The 19429-nt window shown below is 70.4% G+C and carries 24 protein-coding genes and 1 pseudogene; 11 read left to right on the top strand and 14 right to left on the bottom strand.

Annotated features, from left to right (window positions below; translation table 11 throughout):
• The first annotated feature begins 302 nt into the window (after nucleotides 1-302).
• Entirely contained in the window at nucleotides 303-1571 is a 1269-nt protein-coding gene (locus ACIRYZ_RS42000) for a serine hydrolase domain-containing protein (protein WP_402953933.1), read from the top strand.
• Nucleotides 1572-2185: 614 nt separating this feature from the next.
• On the opposite strand, the gene ACIRYZ_RS41995 is transcribed toward ACIRYZ_RS42000, so the two are convergent.
• From ACIRYZ_RS41995 to ACIRYZ_RS41980, 4 genes are all read right to left on the bottom strand, one after another.
• Nucleotides 2186-2608 (bottom strand): organic hydroperoxide resistance protein, encoded by a 423-nt coding sequence (locus ACIRYZ_RS41995; RefSeq protein ID WP_402953932.1) that lies wholly within the window; start codon nucleotides 2606-2608, stop codon nucleotides 2186-2188.
• Between the two features lie 123 nt (nucleotides 2609-2731).
• Nucleotides 2732-3688, bottom strand: a complete 957-nt coding sequence (locus tag ACIRYZ_RS41990; RefSeq protein ID WP_402953931.1) for a hypothetical protein — start codon at nucleotides 3686-3688, stop codon at nucleotides 2732-2734.
• A gap of 155 nt (nucleotides 3689-3843) precedes the next feature.
• Entirely contained in the window at nucleotides 3844-4773 is a 930-nt protein-coding gene (locus tag ACIRYZ_RS41985) for a helix-turn-helix transcriptional regulator (RefSeq protein WP_402953930.1), read from the bottom strand.
• Between the two features lie 121 nt (nucleotides 4774-4894).
• Nucleotides 4895-6007 (bottom strand): FAD-dependent oxidoreductase, encoded by a 1113-nt coding sequence (locus ACIRYZ_RS41980; RefSeq protein ID WP_402953929.1) that lies wholly within the window; start codon nucleotides 6005-6007, stop codon nucleotides 4895-4897.
• Nucleotides 6008-6129: 122 nt separating this feature from the next.
• On the opposite strand from ACIRYZ_RS41980, the gene ACIRYZ_RS41975 reads away from it, so the two are divergent.
• Nucleotides 6130-6726, top strand: coding sequence for a TetR/AcrR family transcriptional regulator (locus tag ACIRYZ_RS41975; RefSeq protein ID WP_402953928.1), 597 nt, complete (start codon nucleotides 6130-6132; stop codon nucleotides 6724-6726).
• Nucleotides 6727-6954: 228 nt separating this feature from the next.
• On the opposite strand, the gene ACIRYZ_RS41970 is transcribed toward ACIRYZ_RS41975, so the two are convergent.
• Complete coding sequence (locus tag ACIRYZ_RS41970; RefSeq protein WP_402953943.1) at nucleotides 6955-7248, bottom strand: hypothetical protein; 294 nt, start codon at nucleotides 7246-7248, stop codon at nucleotides 6955-6957.
• Here ACIRYZ_RS41970 and ACIRYZ_RS41965 point away from each other — a divergent pair.
• Nucleotides 7238-7327, top strand: a pseudogene (locus tag ACIRYZ_RS41965) (hypothetical protein); the annotation flags it as partial. The gene ACIRYZ_RS41970 and the pseudogene ACIRYZ_RS41965 overlap by 11 nt on opposite strands.
• On the opposite strand, the gene ACIRYZ_RS41960 reads toward ACIRYZ_RS41965, so the two are convergent.
• From ACIRYZ_RS41960 to ACIRYZ_RS41950, 3 genes are read right to left on the bottom strand one after another with little or no spacing between them, the layout of a single operon-like run.
• Nucleotides 7284-8366: an integrase gene (locus ACIRYZ_RS41960; RefSeq protein WP_402953927.1), complete on the bottom strand. Its 1083-nt coding sequence runs from the start codon at nucleotides 8364-8366 to the stop codon at nucleotides 7284-7286. The pseudogene ACIRYZ_RS41965 and the gene ACIRYZ_RS41960 sit on opposite strands and share 44 nt — an antisense overlap.
• Entirely contained in the window at nucleotides 8336-9196 is an 861-nt protein-coding gene (locus tag ACIRYZ_RS41955; RefSeq protein WP_402953926.1) for a hypothetical protein, read from the bottom strand. The genes ACIRYZ_RS41960 and ACIRYZ_RS41955 overlap by 31 nt, the downstream gene beginning before the upstream one ends.
• A gap of 50 nt (nucleotides 9197-9246) precedes the next feature.
• Entirely contained in the window at nucleotides 9247-9666 is a 420-nt protein-coding gene (locus tag ACIRYZ_RS41950) for a cofilin family protein (RefSeq protein WP_402953925.1), read from the bottom strand.
• 823 nt (nucleotides 9667-10489) lie between these two features.
• Between ACIRYZ_RS41950 and ACIRYZ_RS41945 the strand changes: the two genes are divergently transcribed.
• Together ACIRYZ_RS41945 and ACIRYZ_RS41940 are read left to right on the top strand one after the other, a co-directional pair.
• Nucleotides 10490-10798, top strand: a complete 309-nt coding sequence (locus tag ACIRYZ_RS41945; protein ID WP_402953924.1) for a hypothetical protein — start codon at nucleotides 10490-10492, stop codon at nucleotides 10796-10798.
• Nucleotides 10799-11960: 1162 nt separating this feature from the next.
• Entirely contained in the window at nucleotides 11961-12488 is a 528-nt protein-coding gene (locus ACIRYZ_RS41940) for an SMI1/KNR4 family protein (protein ID WP_402953923.1), read from the top strand.
• A gap of 483 nt (nucleotides 12489-12971) precedes the next feature.
• Here the strand turns inward: ACIRYZ_RS41940 and ACIRYZ_RS41935 are convergent, their stop codons facing one another.
• Nucleotides 12972-13538: a TetR/AcrR family transcriptional regulator gene (locus ACIRYZ_RS41935; protein WP_402953922.1), complete on the bottom strand. Its 567-nt coding sequence runs from the start codon at nucleotides 13536-13538 to the stop codon at nucleotides 12972-12974.
• 69 nt (nucleotides 13539-13607) lie between these two features.
• The gene (locus tag ACIRYZ_RS41930) at nucleotides 13608-14039 is read right to left on the bottom strand and encodes a hypothetical protein (RefSeq protein ID WP_402953921.1); all 432 of its coding nucleotides are present in this window, start codon (nucleotides 14037-14039) and stop codon (nucleotides 13608-13610) included.
• Between the two features lie 376 nt (nucleotides 14040-14415).
• Here ACIRYZ_RS41930 and ACIRYZ_RS41925 point away from each other — a divergent pair, with 376 nt between their 5' ends.
• From ACIRYZ_RS41925 to ACIRYZ_RS41910, 4 genes are all read left to right on the top strand, one after another.
• Complete coding sequence (locus ACIRYZ_RS41925; RefSeq protein ID WP_402953920.1) at nucleotides 14416-14598, top strand: hypothetical protein; 183 nt, start codon at nucleotides 14416-14418, stop codon at nucleotides 14596-14598.
• The gene (locus ACIRYZ_RS41920) at nucleotides 14599-14730 is read left to right on the top strand and encodes a ribosomal protein L7/L12 (RefSeq protein ID WP_402953941.1); all 132 of its coding nucleotides are present in this window, start codon (nucleotides 14599-14601) and stop codon (nucleotides 14728-14730) included.
• A 418-nt stretch (nucleotides 14731-15148) separates the two neighbouring features.
• Complete coding sequence (locus ACIRYZ_RS41915; RefSeq protein ID WP_402953919.1) at nucleotides 15149-15997, top strand: hypothetical protein; 849 nt, start codon at nucleotides 15149-15151, stop codon at nucleotides 15995-15997.
• The gene (locus ACIRYZ_RS41910; RefSeq protein WP_402953918.1) at nucleotides 15994-16398 is read left to right on the top strand and encodes a hypothetical protein; all 405 of its coding nucleotides are present in this window, start codon (nucleotides 15994-15996) and stop codon (nucleotides 16396-16398) included. The genes ACIRYZ_RS41915 and ACIRYZ_RS41910 overlap by 4 nt, the downstream gene beginning before the upstream one ends.
• A 10-nt stretch (nucleotides 16399-16408) precedes the next feature.
• Here the strand turns inward: ACIRYZ_RS41910 and ACIRYZ_RS41905 are convergent, their stop codons facing one another.
• The 3 genes from ACIRYZ_RS41905 to ACIRYZ_RS41895 form a co-directional block, all read right to left on the bottom strand.
• Nucleotides 16409-16921, bottom strand: a complete 513-nt coding sequence (locus tag ACIRYZ_RS41905; RefSeq protein WP_402953917.1) for a protein phosphatase — start codon at nucleotides 16919-16921, stop codon at nucleotides 16409-16411.
• 65 nt (nucleotides 16922-16986) lie between these two features.
• The gene (locus ACIRYZ_RS41900) at nucleotides 16987-17274 is read right to left on the bottom strand and encodes a hypothetical protein (RefSeq protein ID WP_402953916.1); all 288 of its coding nucleotides are present in this window, start codon (nucleotides 17272-17274) and stop codon (nucleotides 16987-16989) included.
• Between the two features lie 382 nt (nucleotides 17275-17656).
• A complete protein-coding gene (locus ACIRYZ_RS41895) occupies nucleotides 17657-17998 on the bottom strand; it encodes a DnaB-like helicase C-terminal domain-containing protein (RefSeq protein WP_402953940.1) in 342 nt (113 codons plus the stop codon).
• Nucleotides 17999-18164: 166 nt separating this feature from the next.
• On the opposite strand from ACIRYZ_RS41895, the gene ACIRYZ_RS41890 reads away from it, so the two are divergent.
• Complete coding sequence (locus tag ACIRYZ_RS41890; RefSeq protein WP_402953915.1) at nucleotides 18165-18296, top strand: hypothetical protein; 132 nt, start codon at nucleotides 18165-18167, stop codon at nucleotides 18294-18296.
• 144 nt (nucleotides 18297-18440) lie between these two features.
• Nucleotides 18441-18671: a hypothetical protein gene (locus ACIRYZ_RS41885; RefSeq protein WP_402953914.1), complete on the top strand. Its 231-nt coding sequence runs from the start codon at nucleotides 18441-18443 to the stop codon at nucleotides 18669-18671.
• 96 nt (nucleotides 18672-18767) lie between these two features.
• Here ACIRYZ_RS41885 and ACIRYZ_RS41880 read toward each other — a convergent pair whose 3' ends face one another.
• A complete protein-coding gene (locus tag ACIRYZ_RS41880) occupies nucleotides 18768-19049 on the bottom strand; it encodes a hypothetical protein (RefSeq protein WP_402953913.1) in 282 nt (93 codons plus the stop codon).
• Nucleotides 19050-19429 lie beyond the last annotated feature (380 nt).

Below are 19429 nucleotides of genomic sequence, written 5' to 3'. Positions count from 1 at the left end.
GCGAGCGGCAGCAACAGCGCCCAACCCAGCGACTCGAAACGGGCCACCGGGCCGGAACGCGCCACCGGTCCCGAGCCCGCGTCCGCGCGGCGCTCGCCCGATCCGGCCATCACAGCCACCTCCCTGTCCCTCGTGGGTCCAGCGTGGCCGATCATCCCCCGACCGCACAGTGGAGTTTTCTCCACCTCGGAGGGGATTTTCCCCACCTTCGAACGGCTCCCCAGCACCCGTGTTCTCCGCACCTGACGGCCGCAGGCTGGTGCTGTCCCCAACAGACGCCACCTGACGAGGAGTTCACTGCCATGACGACCCACACCACTGCACCGCGCCGACGCCGGGCGCTGGCTCTTGCCCTGACCGCGGCGCTCGGCGCCACGCTGACCGCCTGCGGGGCGGCGGCCGCCACGCCCGCCCCCGCTCCCGCGGCCGGCCAACTGGCCGAGCTCGCCCAGCAGGCCGTCGCCGCCGGCGTCCCGGGCGTGATCGTACGCGTCGACGACGGCCACCACCCCGTCACCACCATTGCCGACCAGGCTCCCTGGACCACCGCCGACCACCGGCTCACGGCGAGCGACGAGTTCCGGATGGGCTCCAACACCAAGACCACGGTCGCCACGCTGGTCCTGCAACTCGTCGCCGAAAGGCGCCTCGCCCTCACCGACCCGGTCGAGCGGTGGCTGCCCGGCCTCGTCCCGAACGGCCAGGCGATCACCGTACGGATGCTGCTCGACCACACCAGCGGCCTGTTCAACTACCTCTACGACCCGGCGGTCCTGGCCGCCTACACCGGCCAGGACACCCGCCCGTGGACGCCCGAGGAACTCCTCGCCGCCGGCACCGCCCAACCGCCGCTCTTCGCCCCCGGCACCCGCTTCTCCTACAGCAACACCAACTACATCGCCCTCGGCCTGATCCTCCAGCGCGCCACCGGTCAGAGCCTCGCCGACCTGATCCAGCAGCGCATCGCCCGCCCGCTGCACCTGCGCCACACCCACCTGCCCACCAGCGCCGCCGACCGGCAGCTCGCCCACGGATACGAGCCGGACGCCGCCCACCTGGCCCCACTGCTTCCCCCAGGCACCCCGCCGGGCGCCTCGTTCGCCGGCCCGTACCGCGGCCCGGCCGACGTCGACACCACCGCCGTCAACCAGAGCACCCTGTGGGCCGCCGGCGGGATCGTCTCCACCGCCGAGGACTGGGCCCGCTTCGATGCCGCCCTGCTCTCCGGAAAACTGCTGCCCGCCGCCCAACTCGCCGAGATGCGCACCACCGTCCCCGAGGACCCGGCCGCCCCGAACGGCGATGCCTACGGCCTGGGCCTGCGCAAGGTCGTCCTCCCGTGCGGAACAGTCTGGGGCCACGACGGCCAGGCCGCCGGCTACTCCAGCGAGACCTACACCGACCCCACCGGCAAACGCACCGCCGCCGTCCTCACCAACACGGTCTTCGACCTCGCCCGCCCCCAGGCCGCCACCGCCCACCAAGCCCTGGTGAACGCCGCCGTCTGCGCCATGCTCGACAAGCCCCTGCCCGCCGCACCGTCGCCGTCGGCGTCCCCGTCCGTGGACTGAACCCGGCGAGGACGACCGCTCGCCACCGCGGTCCCAGGCGCCGGACGTGCCCGCACGCGCCATCGGCAGCGGCGCCCCGCCGGTGGGCGAGAGAACGTGCGCTCGCCAGACTCGGTGCCCCGGGTGATCGTCACTGACAAGCTCCGCTCCTACGGGGCCACTCACCGCGAGGCTGCCACCGTTGTCACGGCGGAGGGCTCGCTCCGGCTCGCGATCGCGTAGTCGCCGTGTCGCCGCCCTGTACGCCTCAGCCAACAGCTGGCTCCAGGGCGGCAACTGAGCGCACCACGCCCCCTCTCCAGCGACCCGGCCGGGGAGCCCGGGCCGCACGACGCCCACGACGACCCAGCCTTCGAACCGAAAGGCCCAGGTGTACCCGACCCCGTCGGTGCGCAGTACCCACGTCTGCACACAGGTGTGCAGCAGATCGGCCGCGGGATCCCAGTAATGCGGCGCGAGCCAGGACCGCTGGGCCTGTCAGCCGGCTGCGTCCAGGCCGGGGAACATCTGGATGGGTGGCCGGGTGGCCAGCTCGTGCTCCAGGACACGGTCAATCCTCACCCGGCCCACCATCATCGTGGTCGTCACCAGCGACCTGTCGCGCCCGCCTCGGTTCAGACCGTTGCCTTGAGCGTCACGTCGACGTTCCCGCGGGTGGCGTTGGAGTACGGGCAGACCTGGTGGGTGGTCGCCATGAGCTGGTCGGCGGTGGCCTGGTCGAGGCCGGGCAGGTGTGCCGAGAGCGTGACGGCGAGGGTGAAGCGTCCTTCGTCCAGGGTGAGCAGGCTCACCGTGGAGGTGACGGTCGACGCACCGACGTCGACCTTCTGCTGGCCTGCGATCAGTCGCAGCCCGTTGTGGAAACAGGCGGCGTAGCCGGCGGCGAAGAGCTGCTCGGGATTGGTCCTGTCGCCGCCGGGGCCGCCCATCTCCTTGGGGACGGCCAGGAGTTCGTCGAGCACCCCGTCCAGGGAGCGGACCTCTCCGTTGCGGCCGTCGCCGGTCGATATCGCCTCGGTGGTGTAGAGCACGGACATGGTCGTTCCTCTCGTGTGTGTCACAGGTCGTGGTTGGGTCTTCGGTCGCCGGCCACGTCGCGAATCGCGGATGGTGGTGGCAGGACAAGGGCGCGCTACGAGCGAGCGGTCAGTGCAGTGTGGTCAGCGCAGGTCCCGCAGGCCGACGGTCAGCAGGTTGGGGTCTTCGGCGGTGACGTAGGCGGCATCGAGTACATACACCGTGCCGTGCCGTACCTGGATCGCGGTGGGGTTCTGCAGGCCGTCCGCCGCGGTCAGCACGGTGGAGTGACTGCCGTCGGGGCGGATGCGGACGACCTGGTTGACGTGGTTGAGAGCGGCCAGGATCTCGTCACCACCGCCGGTGAAGGCGAAGTCGTCGACGGTGGTCAGTCCGGTGGCCCGGGTCTGGACCGGTCCGGGCCGGCGCCCCGGCCGGAAGGGGATCCGCACGATGATGCCCTTGTCGGTGTTGGACACCCACAGTGCATTGTTGTGGATCTTCAGTCCGTTGGCGCCGGCGATGCTGGAGAAAGCGAGTTCGGGCGCGGTCGACCAGGCAGTCGCCCGGCCGCCGGTGGTGTGAACCGTCCAGATCGTGCCAAGCGCCGAGTCGGCGATGTAGAGCATGCCGTGTCGCTGGTCCAGTGCCAGGCCGTTGGGCAGGGCGGCGGCGGGCAGGGGGGCGATGCGCTCCGGGATTCCGTGCGGGCGCAGCCGCCACACACCGGTCAGGTCGGCGGCACCGGCCGCGTAGAGGAAGTACAGGGCTCCGTCGGCGTCGCGGACGATCCCCATGGTGGTCGCGACGTGCAGGACGGGCGTGTTGACTCCGCCGTCGGCCGGTAGTGGCATGGTGGCCAGGATGTGTGTCGTGCCGTCGGCGTCGACTCTGGCGACCTGCCGGGCGATCGAGAAGGTCACGTCGAGGCTGCCGTCCGGTTCGGTGGCCGCGTTCTCCGGCGTCTGGCCCTTGGCCAAATCGAAGTGCGCGACGATGGCGGCCCTCGTGTTCGGGGTGGCCCCGGCCGGGGATGACACGAGACCGAAGACGCCTGCAGCAGCGACCGCGACGGCCGCTCTCAGGATTCTCTTACGCATTGTTCCTCACGTTGTTCTTCACGGATTCGGGCACGCGGATGCCGCGTGCGCATGGCAGGACAGATTTCTTGATACGCCGCCGTCGTCGGCGGCCTTTCCTGACCGGGCTGATCAGGTGGCATCGTTGCCGTCGGCCATGGGCCGGATGACGATGACTAGGAGACCGAGCTTCTGTCAGCGATCGGTTCCAGCCCTTGTGCCGTACCTGCTGGGAGAGCCCGTTCGCCTGGGGCGACGGCCTGAGCGAGCAGGGTCAGCGCGGCCTGCGAGGCCGAACCCGCGGCAGCGGTGACCGCCACGATGCGCTGTCCAGGACCGTCCGGGACCGGCATGGCCTGCTGGGTGACGTCCACGGTTCCGACCAGGGGATGGCGCATGCGGTAGGTCGCGATGTTCCAGGCACGGACCGGGTGCGCGGACCACATCGCGGTGAACTCCTGGCTGTGCATAACCAGTTCGCCGATCAAAGCGGCCAGCATCGGATCGTCGGGGTGCCGGCCGACGGCCAGGCGGAGCCTTCCCACCACGTCCCTCGCCTTCCGCGGCCAGTCCTCGTAGAGGTCGCGGGTGTGGGCGTCCAGGAAGACCAGTCGCGCGGTGTTCGGACGCCGAGCGGGATCCTCGGGGCTCCGGTGGTCGAGGTGGCCGGCGAACAGCGCATGCCCCGTGCGATTCCACGCCGGCACATCGTTGCGGCGGCCGAGCAGGATGACCGGCGTGTCGCCGAAGGCGCCGATCAGCTGTCTCGTAGTATCGGTGACCCGCTCGGGTGCCTGCCTGCGGATTCGATCGTTACTGCCCTTGTGCCCGGCTCCGGCGAGATCGTGCAGGTGGCGGCGCTCGGTCCCGTCCAGGCGGAGCGCTCGGGCGATCGCGTCCAGCACCTCCGTCGACGCGTTGAGTGAAACTCCCTGCTCCAGCCGCGTGTAGTAGGACTCGCTCACACCCGCCAACCGCGCCAGCTCGTCGCGGCGCAGACCCGGCACCCGCCGCTCCTCGTCGAACATCCGCAACCCGACGTCCGCGGGCTGCAGTTGCGCCCGGCGCGTCCGCAGGAACCGCCCCAACTCCGATCTGCTGCTCATGGATTCGAGTATGGACACGCGCGACGGCATCTGCCTGCCCCTGTCAGTGTCAGGCGACTTGCCGTCAAGGAGATCAGCTCTGAATACAAAAGCGGGTCAAACCGTGACGGCGTGGGCCTGTTCAGCCGCTCATCGGGGGGACGAGGTGGTCGAGTGCCCCGGCGCAGTCCAGTGCGGCCTCGGTGGAGCGGGGCAGCATGATGCCCTCGTAGGCCTGGAGGGCGTCGTCGATGCTGGATTCGGTGATGAGGGCGTGGGCGAGGTCGGCGCCGTCGAGCATGGCGAGGTTGGCGCCGAGTCCGACCGGGGGCATCAGGTGCGCGGCGTCGCCGAGCAGGGTGATGCCGGGGACATGGTCCCAGGTGTGCGGGGCGGGCAGCGTGTACAGGGGCCGGTTGATGAAGGCACGGTCGTTGTGCCGCAGGAGGTAGAGCAGGCTCTCGTCCCAGCCGTCGAACATCTTCAGCAGGTGGGTGCGTAGGGTCGCCTGGTCGCCGAGGTCCACTCCGGCGGCCAGGTGCCAGTCCTGCGGGGCGCGGAAGGCGATGTAGGCGCGGATGTGGCCATTGCTGTTGCGTTGGGCGAACAGGGTCCGCCCGTCGGACTTCGCGAGCAGGCTGCCGTGGCCGACCATCCGCGCGAGGGCGGGATGGCGGCTGTCGCAGTCGTCGAAGCCCGCCTCGACGAACGTGACGCCGGTGTAGCCGGGCGTGGCGGGCGACAGGGCGGGGCGGATGCGTGACCGGGCGCCGTCGGCGCCGACCACGAGGTCTACGTCCTCGGTGGTGCCGTCGCTGAGAAGCAGGCGCCAGGTGCCGTCCCCGAGCGGGGTCGCCCCGCTGACGGTGCAGCCCCACCGCACGGCACCCTCGGCGAGGGACTCCAGGAACAGGCCACGCAGCTGGCCCCGGTCGATCTCCGGGGAATCCTCGTCATGGGGGGCCGGTCCCGGGAAGGGCAGGGCCGTACCGGTGGCGGGGTCGAGCACGCGCCACTCCTGGCCTTCGGGGCGGGCTAGGGCGCGGAACCGGTCGAGCAGGCCGGCCGCCTGCAGGGCGAGCTGACCGGTCCCGGCATGGATATCGAGGGTGCCGCCCTGGGAGCGGGCGCCGGCGGAAGCCTCACGTTCGAACACGGTGACGGAGCGGCCGTGGCGTTGCAGAACGGCGGCCAGGGCCAGGCCGCCGAGGCCAGCACCGACGACTGCGATGCGCGGGTCACGAGCAGGGTGCATGGGGATGTCCCATCAGGAGGGTGGTGAGCCGGTGGTCCCGGCACAACCAAGAAAGCACACTCACTGCAAAAGTGCAATCGCTACACTTTTAGAGCGGGTTCATCTTGGAGTACGGTGTACCGGTGACCGAACCGACCGGGCGCCGCGAGCGCAAGAAGGCCCAGACCCGCCAATCGCTGGCCGACGCCGCACTCCGGCTCTTCCTCGACCGCGGCTACGACCAGGTCGGTGTCAAGGACGTCGCCGACGCCGCCGACGTGTCGGTGACCACCCTGTTCAAGCACTTCCCCAGCAAGGAAGCACTCGTCTTCGACCAGGACAACGACCTCGAGGCGGCACTCATCGCCGCCGTCCACAACCGGCCCCCCGGCCACTCGATCCCGCACGCACTGCGCGAGCACATCCTGCTGACACAGACTCGGCTTGCCGTCAACACCGCAGACCCTCGCTTCGCCGCCTTCACGCGCATGGTGCAGGACACCCCGGCCCTGCGCGACTACGCCCACCACATGTGGACACGCCACGAAACAGCCCTGGCGCGCGCCATCGCGAACGACGTCGGCGCCCCCGAGGACGACATCACCTGCGCGGCGCTGGCCCGTTTCGCCCTGGAGGCCCGCCTCCTCATCCAGCGCCACCCCAACGACTCACCGCGCGCCGCCGAAGAAACCTTCGCCCTGCTCGAACACGGCTGGGCAACCCTGCATCCCCACCGCTGACCGGTTCCCCGGCAGAAGCACCGCCAACGCTCCCCCGGGCGCAGCCCTGCGGTGCTCGTGACGACGAACAGGTCAGCGTAGTAACCCCGAGCAGGCCTTCGTCTGCCGGACCCGGACCAGTCGGAGCCGGGGTGCAGCGCTCCTTCGGACCGGTGCCGCCCGTCAGGGCTGTCGAGTCGACGGTTTGCTCGGGGCTTCCGCGTCCGGCTCCTGTCCGGTCGTGGCGGATCAGCTGGCGAGCAGCTTCAGGCCGTCCTCGGCAGCGGTTCCCGGTGGCGCGCTGTAGACGACCGCGCTCACGCCGTTTTCGTCCGGCAGGTTCATGGTCGATGCGTGGCCGGCGGCTGTCGGCCACGTCGGCATCAGGAAGGACGGATTCATGGCCACGATGCGTGCGGTGCAGGTCGCCAGGGCCGGAGGCCCGCTTGAAGTCGTCGAGCGGACGGTGCCCCGGCCCGGCAACGGCGAGGTCCGGGTGCGGGTGCAGGCCTGCGGGGTCTGCCACTCGGACATGTTCGCCAAGGAGGGACTCCTGGGCGACGCCACCCCGTTCCCGATCATCCCGGGGCACGAGGTGGTCGGCGTGATCGACGAGGTCGGTCCGGGTGTGGCCGGTTCGTGGTCGCCGGGCGAGCGGGTGGGGGTGGGCTGGTTCGGGGGTGGTGAAATGCGTCCCGGTCGCGGATCAGGTGGGTGAAGTCGGCGGCGCGATCCCCGAGCCGCCACAGTAGCTGCCGGGCCTGTTGAGTGACCCAGGCGGCGGTGGGATGGGCGGTGACGCCGAGGACGTGGACGGTGCGGGTGCGCACCTCCATGACGAACAGGGCGTACAGCCGTTGCGGCGTGATGGTGTCGAGGTGGAAGACGGCGTCGAACAGTGCGGGGAACTTCCCGTCTCGGTCACGGATCATGTAGCGCGCCCGGGAGCCGGCGTCCTCGATGTCCATGACGAGGTTCTTCGCCGCCTGCGTCACCCAGGACGCGGTCGGATGTGCGGTGGCGCCGAGGATCCGGATCCGGCGGCTGGTGTGCTCGATGACCGCGAGTACGTACCGCCGGGCCCCGGACAGGGTGACCGTTTCGAAGAAGTCGCAGGCGAGGAGTGCATCTGCCTGGGAGCGCAGGAAGTTGGCCCAGGTACTGGCGGTCGGCTCGGGTGCCGGTGGGATGCCGGCCTCCTTCAGAATCGCCCACACCGTGGACGCGGCCACCTTGACGCCGAGGACGAGCAGCTCGCCGTGAAGGCGGCGATACCCCCACCCCGGATTCTTCGCGGCCAGGCGCAGCATCAGGGCGCGGATGGAGCGTACGGTGCGCGGTCGGCATCCGCGCTTCGGCCGGGACAGGACGGCGTGACGGCGGGCGACCAGGTCGCGGTGCCAGCGCAGCACGGTGTCCGGCCGCACCGGCAACCGCATCCGACGCAGCACCTGCGCCGGCAGACCCTGCAGCAGTGCCGCCAGGAACGCCCGGTCGCTCGCTTCGAAGCGGACTCGCCGTCCGCTCAGCTGCCGCTCCAACACCCCGATCTGATGGCGCAGGGCCAGGATCTCCACGTCCTTCTCACCGTCGCCCATCGGCAGCAGCCGCAGCAACGCGAACGCGTTCGTCACACCCAGGCACGCCAGTCGTAGCAGCACGGCCGGTCATCATTCCGGGACGATCGCAGGCCTGCCAGAGCGCCTACCCGACCGACGAGGGCGGCACTCGTGCACCCTGCCTCCCACCAGGCCGGATGAGGTTCTCGGCAAGGGCCCGCCCCGTGCTCGATCCAGGCGAGCGCCCGCCCGGCCTTGCGGACGTAGAACAGCCCGGGAGCCCGGGTCCATCCGGCCAGGTCCCAGCCGGACTCGCCCATCAGCGAGCTGATGTTGCGGATCAGGTCGAACCGGCCCAGACCCCGCAGGTACGGCTCCGGCGGCGGGCCCAGCGGGCCGGCGTCCGGCTGGCGAGGCAGCGCCGCCGGCCCAGGCCGGGCGGGTTCGGTGTCGGCCGGCACCGCCGGGACGGGCTGCTCCTGGTCGTCGTCTGCGGCCGGGGTTTCGCCCCGCGAGGCGGAACCGGCGTCGCCCTGGGCGAGCCGGACCCGGGCTGCGGCCAGGAGGGAGCGGCGCGCGGTGGTGATCGCGGTGGCGCAGGTGGCCAGGACGGCAATGGTGGCGAGCAGCTGGACCGCCAGCCAGACCACCGGCCGTCCGAGGAGTACCGGTCCGGGCAGCCCGCCCGCGGTGATGGCCAGGAAGAGCAGGTAGCCCGTGGCCCCGGTCGTGGCCGCCGTGCCGGTCAGCTCGGCCCAGCGCGCGGTGGGCGGCAGCTCGGTGGGCCGGGGCCGGCGGCGCAGGCAGCGGAGCGCGCCGGTCAGCAGGTACCCCGCGAAGCCGACCAGGCAGGCCCTCAGGGCACCAAGCGCAGCAACGTCGTGGCCATGACCACCCGCAGCGGTAAATCCGCCGCCATCCGCGTACCTCATACCCATGGAGCAGCGAAAGGATCACCACTGGTCACCCCCTTGAGACAACCTCAGTAGTTCCATGATCGGGAGCTACACCGATGTTGAACGTACAGTCCCTTCTCGGTGATCTCGGAAAGCTCCGAGGCGGCGATCTCGACGCTGATGTCCTTGACCACCGTCTGGAGGGCCCGGTTGTCCACGCTGGTGCGCCCCTTCACCAACGGGCTGACGCCTTTCGGGATCCACCGGGCGAGGACGAACTTGGTCCGGTCCACCTCGTCGACGGTAGCCGGGAAGGCGTAGTACGCCCAGGCAGCCGCGTCGGTGGGCAGGTCCTTGAGGAAGGTGTCGTGGTCGGCGTCGCTGCTGCCGAGCTGGTGGACAACGATCTCAGTCCTGTCGCTGTTGTACGTGAAGACGGCGTACCGGGCCTCCCCCTTACGAACCGATGCGTACGCTTCCTTGCAGGCTTCGACTACCACGGCCATCGTGTCCTCCAGACATCTGGTAATCCGGCAGGGCTTGTCAGTCCAGGGTGCGGATCTTGGTCTATCCGGAACATCTCTACCCGCAGCCGGCGGCGCGGCTGGTGACCTCGCCTACCCGTCCCACGGATGGGCCCGATAGTGTGACTATCTGAACTGCCCTTCTCGCCAGACTTGGTGGGACCGGACACACGGGTGCCCGCCCGTTGGCCAAGCAGCGCGAAAACTCTGGCCATCTACGGCGCTCAGCCACAGGCAACCTCAGAGGCAATCGGTCACGGCCAACGGACAAGGCGGGCGGCGTCATCAGGCCCCTCGCGGACGACGAGGGCAGCGGCGTTGCGGCGCCGGGCCGATGGTGATGCGGTCAGGTCAGCTGCTGGCCCCAAGCGGCGCGGAGCAGGGCGACGGCGTGGGGCGCGTCCATGGAGAGCCAGGGGTCGCTGCCGGTGGCGTCGATGATCAGGCGGCCCTTGTCGGCAACCACCCCGACCTCGATACCTCGCGCGTCGGCATCGGTTTGCGGACGGGCTACCGATCGACGGGGCGGGACCTGCGGCACCGATGGCCAGCCGATCACCGGCCGACCGCCAGCCGATCGGGGAACCGGGCGCCGGACCGGGCGCGGCGACCCGTCGGACGCCCGGCCGGCGAGGGGCTCCAGAGGGCCTGTGACGGCCCGTCAAGCTCGACCCGGATCAACGGGGGCCTAGCGCGCGGAAGCGACCCATGGAGGGCCCGGACAGCGGCACCGGGCCCGGCTTTGGACGCGGCGGGCGGGCCGGGGGATGGTCGTGCGGGCCGGAGCACACTGCTGGTGGCCGGGATGACCGGGAGCTTCCCGGACACCCGCGGGGAGTTGGACCGGCAGTTCGGTGCGGTCTGGGGGTCCGACGTGTCCAGCGAGACCAGCGAGACCCTGAAAGGCCGCCAGAACTACCCCGCCGGCCCACTCGGCGGCGCTCTCGACTGCGCTGTCCTGGCCGGTCCGACCGAATCCCGGACCATCTGCATCTGGGCGGACGGAACAACGGTCGGCGGCGTCATCGACGGGAAGGGCGAGACCAGCCCGGAGGACCTCGCCAAGCGCACCCTGGAGATCCGCACGGCCGTCGAGGTCAAGGTCCGGGACTGACCGGTTACCTTCGCGCGGCTCAGTAGGGCCGGGGACTGGCGCGGTGGCTGATGCTCCGTTTCCAGTCCCCGCCGGGGCGAAGACCAGCGCGGCCACCTGCTCCCGCTCGGTCGGGGCGGGCAGCACCAGCGGGCCCAAGTCCTCTGCGGCACGGGCCTGTACGCACCCCGAGCACTCCAGCCGGTCCGGGCCGGCCATCTCCCCCAGCTCCAGCTTCGAACCCTCCTCTCCGTTGACCGAGCTCCGGCACGTCCAGCACGGGCGCAGCGAGGCGTTCGCCGTGCAGGCGGCTTCCAGCTCTTCCTCGGCCTCCCGTTCCAGCCGTTCCTCCCGTACCTGGTGGCAGGACCAGCAGGATCCGCCGGGGCGGGGGGTCCACCTGCAGCCGTACACCCAGGAGCTCTCCTGCTCGGGGACGTCGCCGCACTCCACGCAGGCCAGGGAGTCCATCAAGTTCCTGGTGGGCCGTCTGTTGCTCGCGCTCCCGGACGGCCTGGCGCCGGTCGTGGGCGGCGCGGGTGTTCGGGTTGTCCAGGGCCTCGGTCAAGGGGTGCCGGCCGGGGCGGCCGAAGCGCCGCCACACGGGCCCGAGCGGACCGTGGGCGGAGAGGAGTTCCAGCGTGGTGGCGACGATGGGCACGGCGACGTCGTGGACCCGCCAGCCGTTCTCGTTGTGGTGGGAGGGGACGGTCGAATACGAGCCCCGCCAGCAGTCGGCGGACAGGTCCGCGACGGCCTGCTGCCGGTTGGTCAGGGCGGTGGGTCCAGTACCGGTGACGAGACCGGGTCGACGGGCGGGTACCCGGCGCGGGTGTGGCCGGGGTAGGCCCGGCGTCTCCTTCTCGACCTGCCACTCCCGCTCGGCTTTACGCAGGCAGGCGAGCTCGGTCCGCTCGTCGGCGTTCAGCGCCGGGCCGGCCGGCGGCGGCTCGCACCCAGTTCCGCAGGGTCTCGTGGTTGACTCCGATCTCCTTCGCGACGGCCGTGTGCGCCGGCCCTCCGAGGCCACACGCGGTCTGAAGCGACGGCCAGTCGGTCCCCCGCGCCACCACCCACGGATCCGGCAAGGTGTCGGGCACGGGCAGGTCGGCACACGAATCAGAGGACGTCACTCGCCGCACCCTACGAGCCGCCACCGACGCGGCCCCGGTAGGTTCTGCGCGTGACAGCTACCGATGATCGACGGTTCCCCACCGCACTGGCCGCCGCGCTGGCGGTGCCGTTCGACTACAACAGCGGCGAGGGCATCGACTTCGAGCCCTTCGACGCCTTCCTCTGCGCCGAGGACACCACCGACTGGCTCCGCGCCTGGACCGGCAACGACGAGCTGACCGGCGACGACTTCCGGGTGTTCGGACAGAACGGCGCCGGCGGGTACGCGGCGTTCTGGCTCGCCGGCCCAGACCGCCCACTCGTCGACCAGCCGGTCGTCTTCATGGGATCGGAGGGCGAGACCGGCGTCGTCGCGGCCGACCTGGCCGACTTCCTGTGGGTGCTCGCCACCGGTTTCGGCCCCTTCGAGGCATCCACCGACTACCACTTCGACTGGACCCCACACCCCAGCCCGGAGCGGACCGCCGTCGCGGAACGCTTCGCCCCCAACCGGCGGCGCCCAGCCGAGGCCGTCATCGAACAGGCATGCCAAGAGTTCCCCGACTTCGACGACATCGTCTTCGAACTCTGCCGCTAGACCAACAGGTCACACCCTCCGACCCCCGCCGGGTAGAGCTTCGCGTGGAGCACACGGTCCTCCCACCACGGATCGTCCGGAGCGGAGACCAGCGCAGCCATCAGCTCCCGCTTGGTCGGAGCGGGCAGCACCAGCGGGCCCAAGCCCTCTGCGGCACGGGCCTGCGCGCAGCCCGGGCACTCCAGCCGGTCCGGGCCAGCCTTCTCCCGCAGCTCCAGCTCCGAACCCTCCTCCCCGCCAATCGAGCCCCGGCACGTCCAGCACGGGCGCAGCGACGCGTTCGCCGCACGGGCGGCCTCGGGGCAAGCGGCTTCGCGTGGTCGACCTGGACCACGCGGACCGGTACCTCGATCTCCGGGAGCCTGGCATCGCGTCCGGGCAGGGCTTGCTCGCGCCCCAAAATCATGAAGGCACCGGACCGTCTGCGGCCGATGCCTTCACGTTCGGAGCGGCACGGCTACGCGCCCGCTGTTGTCCGGCTCCCTATCCGGGTGTCCGGCGGTGTTCGAAGCCGGCGACCAGCGCCTGCAGGCCGGCGTCGAACCACCGCTGGTAATAGTCAAGCGAGGCTGAGTCCTGTGTTGCCCCGGTGCCGCTGTCCTCGGTGTCCCCTCCTGCCCCCACCTGGGCCAGGGCGTGGCCCAGCGTAAAGACGCCGACGGACTGGATGCGGATCAGCGCCTCGTCCTGGGCGACGCCGGCGGCGGTGAAGCGCTCGAGCAGCGCGGCCAGGACCGGGACGGCCGTGTCGGGGTCCACCGGATGCGTGGCCAGCAGGGGCACCGCGTTCGGATGCTCCAGCAGCATGCGGCGGTAGGCGACCGCGAAGGCGGTCAGCGCCTCGGCCCAGGTCGGCCCGGCTTCCAGATCGGCCAGCGCGGTGGCGAACAGGTGGTTGACCACAGTGGACAGGATGGCGTCACGGCCCGGGAGGTGACGGTACAGCGACATCGCTGCCACCCCCAGGTGCGCGCCGATCCGGCGCATCGTCAGCGCTTCCAGGCCCTCGCGGTCGACCACCTCGATCGCCGCAGCGGTGATCTGGTCCACACTGATCTGCGCGGGTCGGCCTCCCCGGCCGGGTCGTGATGCCTGATTCATGCCCTCAGCGTGACAGAGTCACCTGGTCAGGGTGACGGCCAGGGTGCTGCCCGTCATCGCCAGGGTGAGGACGCCGACGGCCATGTGCTGGACGTCGGGCACCACCACGTGCCCCTGGACGGGCAGGACCTTCAGCGTGCGGGCGTAGTCCCGGGTGTAGGACTCCCGTTGCGCCGCCGTGCTGATCCCGAAGTAGGGCAGCCACCAGCTCGCCACGTGACCGGCCAGGACCAGCAGACACAGCACCAGGGCCGCGATCCGCGAAGCCTGGTAGCCGAGGGCTATGCCACCGGCGATGAGCAGCGGGATCGGGTAGTTGACGGCTGCGTCGCCGAGCCTCTCGCGCCGGTTGTCGGCTCTCAGGTCGTTGAGCGGGAACATCGGCACCCACTCGGTGAGGACCAGCCAGGCCAGCCAGACCAGCGGCATGGTGACGGCGATCGTACGCATGGAGCATCCCCTGTGGGTCGAAAGCGTTCATGTTTGAGTACATCGTAAGCTTACGCTGTACTCATATTACCCGGCAAAGATCACGCAGTTTCCACACCGAGGCGAGGCAGGCGCTCGACTCAGCCCACCCGGTGCCCCCTCCCCAAGGACGAGGTAGAAGTCGGGGCTGACGGTGCGGGCGGCTGTCCGCGCCGAGGAGAGGAGATCACCCAACGCCTCCCGGATTCCGACCATGTTCGGAGAGACAGGACTTGGGGCGTTCGAGCTACAGAGGCACCCATCACCTGGAAAGATCATTTGAGTTGGGAGCCGGTGACACACGGACTTCCCCCCGTGGCCCAGCGGTTACCCCTGGGCGGAAGATCAGGAGAGACGAGTGGCGTCGGCCAAGGCCGACCTGCTGGCGACCGTGGCGGGCCTGTTCCGGGCGGACCTGGAGGAAGTCGTCGCAGCCGTAAAGGCAAAGCTGGGCGACACCAGGGACCGGGCCGAAGCGGACGTGATCCTTGAGGCCGCCGACGGCAACAAGGTCGCGGTGATCAAGTGCCTCCAGACATAGCTGGGGCTGAAGGAGTCCAAGGACCTCGCAGAGAGGGCCCCGGCCACGCTCAAGCAAGAGATGCCCATCGAGGATGCACGGAAGTTGACCGGCAGCCTCGAAGCCCTTGGGGCGACCGTGACCGTGAAGTAGAGCTGCCGGCGGGCCCGGCGTACCGCTCACCAGCGCCGGGCTCGCCAGCCCGTGCAACAAACCGGGGCGCGGGAGCGGGGTGATGGGCCGACGGCGGGGCCGGCCCCGGTCCCCGCGCGCACCAACTCCCCTTCCGGTAGTGGCGGCCGTCCGATCCGTCGGTGGTGACGCTACGCGGAGCTCCCCGCCTGCGCGGAGGCGGAACCCTAACGCTGGAGGGAGGTTGGCCCGTACGCTGATGGCCGGGCCCCTCACGTCGACGAGCGTGAGGGGCCCGGCCATGTCCGGGGCAGTGCTGCTTCCGGGGTCAGGGACCGGCGATGACCCATGTCACGAAGATCGCGGCCATTTCCCTGATGATTGGGCGAGTTCAAGCCGTCACGGGAGGTATGCGTGCGCCATCCGCGTCCTGGAACGCATGGTCCCCGACGGCGAACTCCTCCTGAGCGCCGCCCACCACGACATCCCCCGGCAGCGCAACAATCCGGGGGCCCTGAAGAACTTCGCCCTGCGATGGCGCATCGAGGCCTTCGTCGCCTGGGCCAACCAGGAGGCCCAGGCCCAGGGCCTGCCCGAACAGGCCATCCCCGACGACCCGCACGGGGCCATCGGCCTGGCAAGGTTCCGCAGGACACTGGCCTGGCACATCGCCCGGCGCCCCGGCGGGCTGGTCGCCTTGGCCACCCAGTACGGGCACATACGCACCTTCCTCGACGCCCGCACCTCCACCGGCTACGGCGCCCGCAGCCGCGGCGGCATCCACGCCGAACTCGACATCGAGACCGCCCGGGCGGCTGCCGACACCGCGGTCCGGCTGAACGAGCGCATGGCGGCCGGCGAGAAGATCTCCGGCCCTGCGGCCCGTCGGGCCCTGACCGCCGCCGCGATCACGCCCCGGTTCGAGGGCAGGACCGTCAGTGACAAGTTCGCGAAGAAGGCCTCCGCCTTCCTGGCCCGAGACGGCCTGGTGCTGTTCGACAACCCGGACGCCCACCTGATCTGCGTGTTCAAGCAAGACACCGCGCTGTGCGATCCGGACCCACACGCCGTCGCGCCGAACCAGTTCGCGTGTCGGCCCAGCTGCGGCAACGCGGTCCGCACCGACTCCCACGCCGCAGGCCTTCGCGGACGCGCCGACGAGCTCGACGCCCTGGCCGCCGCCGCTCCCGAACCTGTCGGCCGGCGACTGAAGCGCAACGCGGACCGCATGCGCGAAGTCGCCAACACCCACGACGCCACCGCAAAACCAGCCGAGGCCCTGACATGAACGAACAACACCAGAACGAACGGGCCCGCATCCGCGAGGCCATCGACCGGCTCCTGACCGGCCAGGCAACCGTCTCCAACGGCAGCCTGACCGTCGTCGCCCTCGCTGCCGAGGCCGGCGTCCATCGCATGGCCTTGCTCAAGCGCCATGCCGACCTGAAGAACGAGTTCTACGAACGCATTCGCACCGAGACGGCGCAGGTCCCCGAGGCCGAGAAACGACTGCGGAATGACGTCAGTAAGCTCAAGGAGCGGGTCGCCAACCTAACGACGCAGAACGGCGAACTCAAGGACCAGGCCACCCATCTCGCCCTCGCAGGCGCAGTCCTGGCCGACCGGTTGCGCACGGCCGAACAAGCGGGCCGGCTGCCCGACAACGTCGTGTGCTTCCCGAAGCCATGACCCTCGTTGGTCAAGCGCGGGTTTCGAGTCCGGCCAGGAGGTAGGCGACGTCGAGTCCTGTGCTGAGGTACTGCTCGAATGTCTGGTTGTTCAGGGCCCAGGGCGATCGTCTCTGCCGGATAGATGCGATGGCGGTGGCAGGATCCTGGCCCAGCTCGATCAGGGCCTGGGCGACGACAAGACCGGAGCGGTTGTAGCCGGAGCGGCAGCGTACGAGAACAGTCCGGTTATTCCGTACGGCCTCAGCTGCAGTGATGGCCAGCTGCTGAACCGAGTGGAGTTGCTCGGCCGTGAGTGGAGCGTCGGGGATCTCACTGATCAGATGATCAACTCCGGGATTCGGTCCGTGGCCTGACCGGGTGAACAGGCTGATGACCAGATCGAATTCAGCGCCGACAACCGCAGTCTGAACCTCTCCGTCAGGACCGGCCCAGAAGTGCCCGCCCTGCCACAGCCGCGGCCTGACTTCGTTCCACGGCGCCTGCGGTTCGGGGGTACCTCGGTCCCTCTGACGTGTCTTCACGGATGCTCCGCTCCGGGTGGACCAACGACACGGCCAGGCGGTCGCGTTCCCTGTGGAGCGTCACGTCAGTGGGAACAGAACAACTTGACAGGGAAGGCCATCCCCTCGTGCACCCTGTACACGACGCTGACGCGATCGCCGGAGTCGGCGGCCGGGTCGGTGCGGGCGGTGTGGTCGTCGACTTCGGGGTCGGTGCCGCCGGGCACCGGGATGCCGAGCCGCGGGTAGAGCGCGAGGCGCTCGACCAGCTTCTCGACCGCGTCCAGCTCGCCGGGGCGCAGCTGGGCGAGGGCGGCGTCGGCGGCGTCGGAGAGGAAGACGTGCAGCGGTGCCGGTGGCTGCTGGTCGGTCACCGGTCGCCGCCGGCGGATCGCAGCCGGGCGAACGTGTCGGCGGCCGGGGTCCAGTGCTGGCCGCCGATCGGCGCGGCCAGCGACGCCATCGCTTGTTCGTCGGTGCGCAGGACCAGGCGGTGGCGGTAGGTGGCGATGACCTCGGCGACGGCGGCCAGGTCGCCGATCGGGGAGGCGTCGAGGGCGGCGGCCAGGGCCTGCTCGAACTGCTCGCGGTCGCCGGGCAGGCCGTAGCGGGACAGGGCGGCGCGCAGCTCGTGGAGGGTGGCCGGACGGGGTGCGGCCGCATCCTGGTGGTCGGGCTGGGTGGTCGGGCTGGGCCTCCTTCGTGGTGGCGGCCGCCGTTGACGGTGGGCCGCATGGTTGACGGTAGCGGGCGCGGCTACGGGGCGGTGCCGGCACTGGTCTCGTTCGCGGGCCGGGCGTCGTCTTCGTCGACCTGGTGGGGGACGAAGCCGCGGTCGCCCGGGTCGGTGAAGGCCGAAATCGTGGGGTGGAAGGCGACGGTGATGATGGCGGTGGGGCCGTTGCGGTGCTTGGCGACGATCAGGTCGGCTTCGCCGGGCCGGTTGTCGGCCGCGTAGGCGTCGTCGCGGTGGAGGAGGACGACCAGGTCCGCGTCGTCCTCCAGGGTGCCGGAGTCGCGCAGGTCGTAGATGTGGGGCCGCTTGTCGGCGCGCTGCTCGGGCGCGCGGTTGAGCTGGGAGAGGGCGATGACGGGCAGCTGCAGTTCCTTGGCGAGGAGCTTGAGGCGGCGGCTGACCTCGTTGACGTCCTCGTAGGGGTGCCGTTAACGAGCGGCGAACCAGGTGACAAGTAACCCGTGAGTAACTTGATGGCGCGCGGGCGGCCTCGGGGGATCGCGCCGCCTGCTACGGGATGATGCGGGCGTGTACGACGATCTCGCTCCGGATGAGACCCAGCTGCGTGCGGCTCTCGCTGCTCTCGCCGTACCGGTCCCGGCCGAGATCGAGTACACGGAGGAGGGCGAGCGAACGGCCGCTCTGGCCGCCCACCTCTGAGGGGAGGGCCAGCCGGATCGGCGAGCATCCGCGGGTTCCCTGAGTTCCAGCAGCACGACCACCGCTGTCGAAATTCACGCCCGCAGCCATGCATGGCAGCAGGCCCGGCGGTCCGGGCGCGTGGAATGAGGGTACGTACGGTCCATGGCATCGAAATTCCGCACGAAGGACGGCGGCGAAGTCCGCGTCGGAGACAAGGTGTGGGCCCAGGTCTGGCAGGAGAGCGACAACAACCCCTGGCTCATCACCCAGCAACCGCTCGACAAGACCCACCTCATCCTCAAGGAGATCGGCGGCACCGAGGAACGCGTCCACCACCCGGACGACCTCGCCCTCTACTACTACGCCAACTGGCAACCGCCCAGTGGCGGATGAGCCGTTCCGTCTCGCGGGCTCTACCGTGACGGAACAGCGCCGACCTCGCCTTCCGCTCATCGACTTCCCGGGGCTGGCGGTCACGCCCCGCGCTGCTCAGCTGGAGCGGACGGCGGTGTCACACGTCGGGCAGATCCAGCCCGCCCAGCGAGGTGGGTACCAGCGCGATCCGGGCCCGGCCGGCTGCCAGTGCTCGACGAGCATCGCAGCTGTGTCCCGCCCGCACGCCGTGGTCGGCCCGGGGTCGCCAGGCACGTCCGGGTCGCTCGGCGCGGCGTGGACCTGGCGGACCGCCGAGGCTTCGACGGGCTCCTCGCTCGCCTGGATGATGTGGGCGTCCGCTGGTTCCATCAGCTCCAGCAGCACGATGACGGCCATGGCTCCACGGTGCTCCCGGGCGCCAGCCGCCGCGACCTCAGCGGGCTGAGAGCAACGCCGTCAGCGCAGATCAGAGCGGTGGCGAACACAGGCCTGGGGTCGGAGAGGCGTGACGATGCGAGACCAGCTCCTCGGGGACCGTTACCGGTTGGTGCGGCAGCTCGGCGAGGGCGGAATGGGGCAAGTATGGGAGGCCCAGGACGAGACGCTGGGCCGGAACGTCGCGATCAAGGTGATCTCCCTACTAGGGCTTTGTTAGGTGCGGTGGTGTGGTTCTGGTGTCGATGCGGGTTGGCCGCATATCGAGCAGGCGCCGGTCCAGGTGGCCAGGAGGGCCTGGAGTTCGCGGAGGACCGCATACAGGGTCAGGCCGGCGCAGG

Origin of the sequence: Kitasatospora sp. NPDC101155, assembly GCF_044768305.1 — a bacterium.
Lineage (GTDB): Bacteria > Actinomycetota > Actinomycetes > Streptomycetales > Streptomycetaceae > Kitasatospora.
Note: the sequence above shows the minus strand (reverse complement) of the source record. Positions and strands in the feature narration are given on the sequence as shown.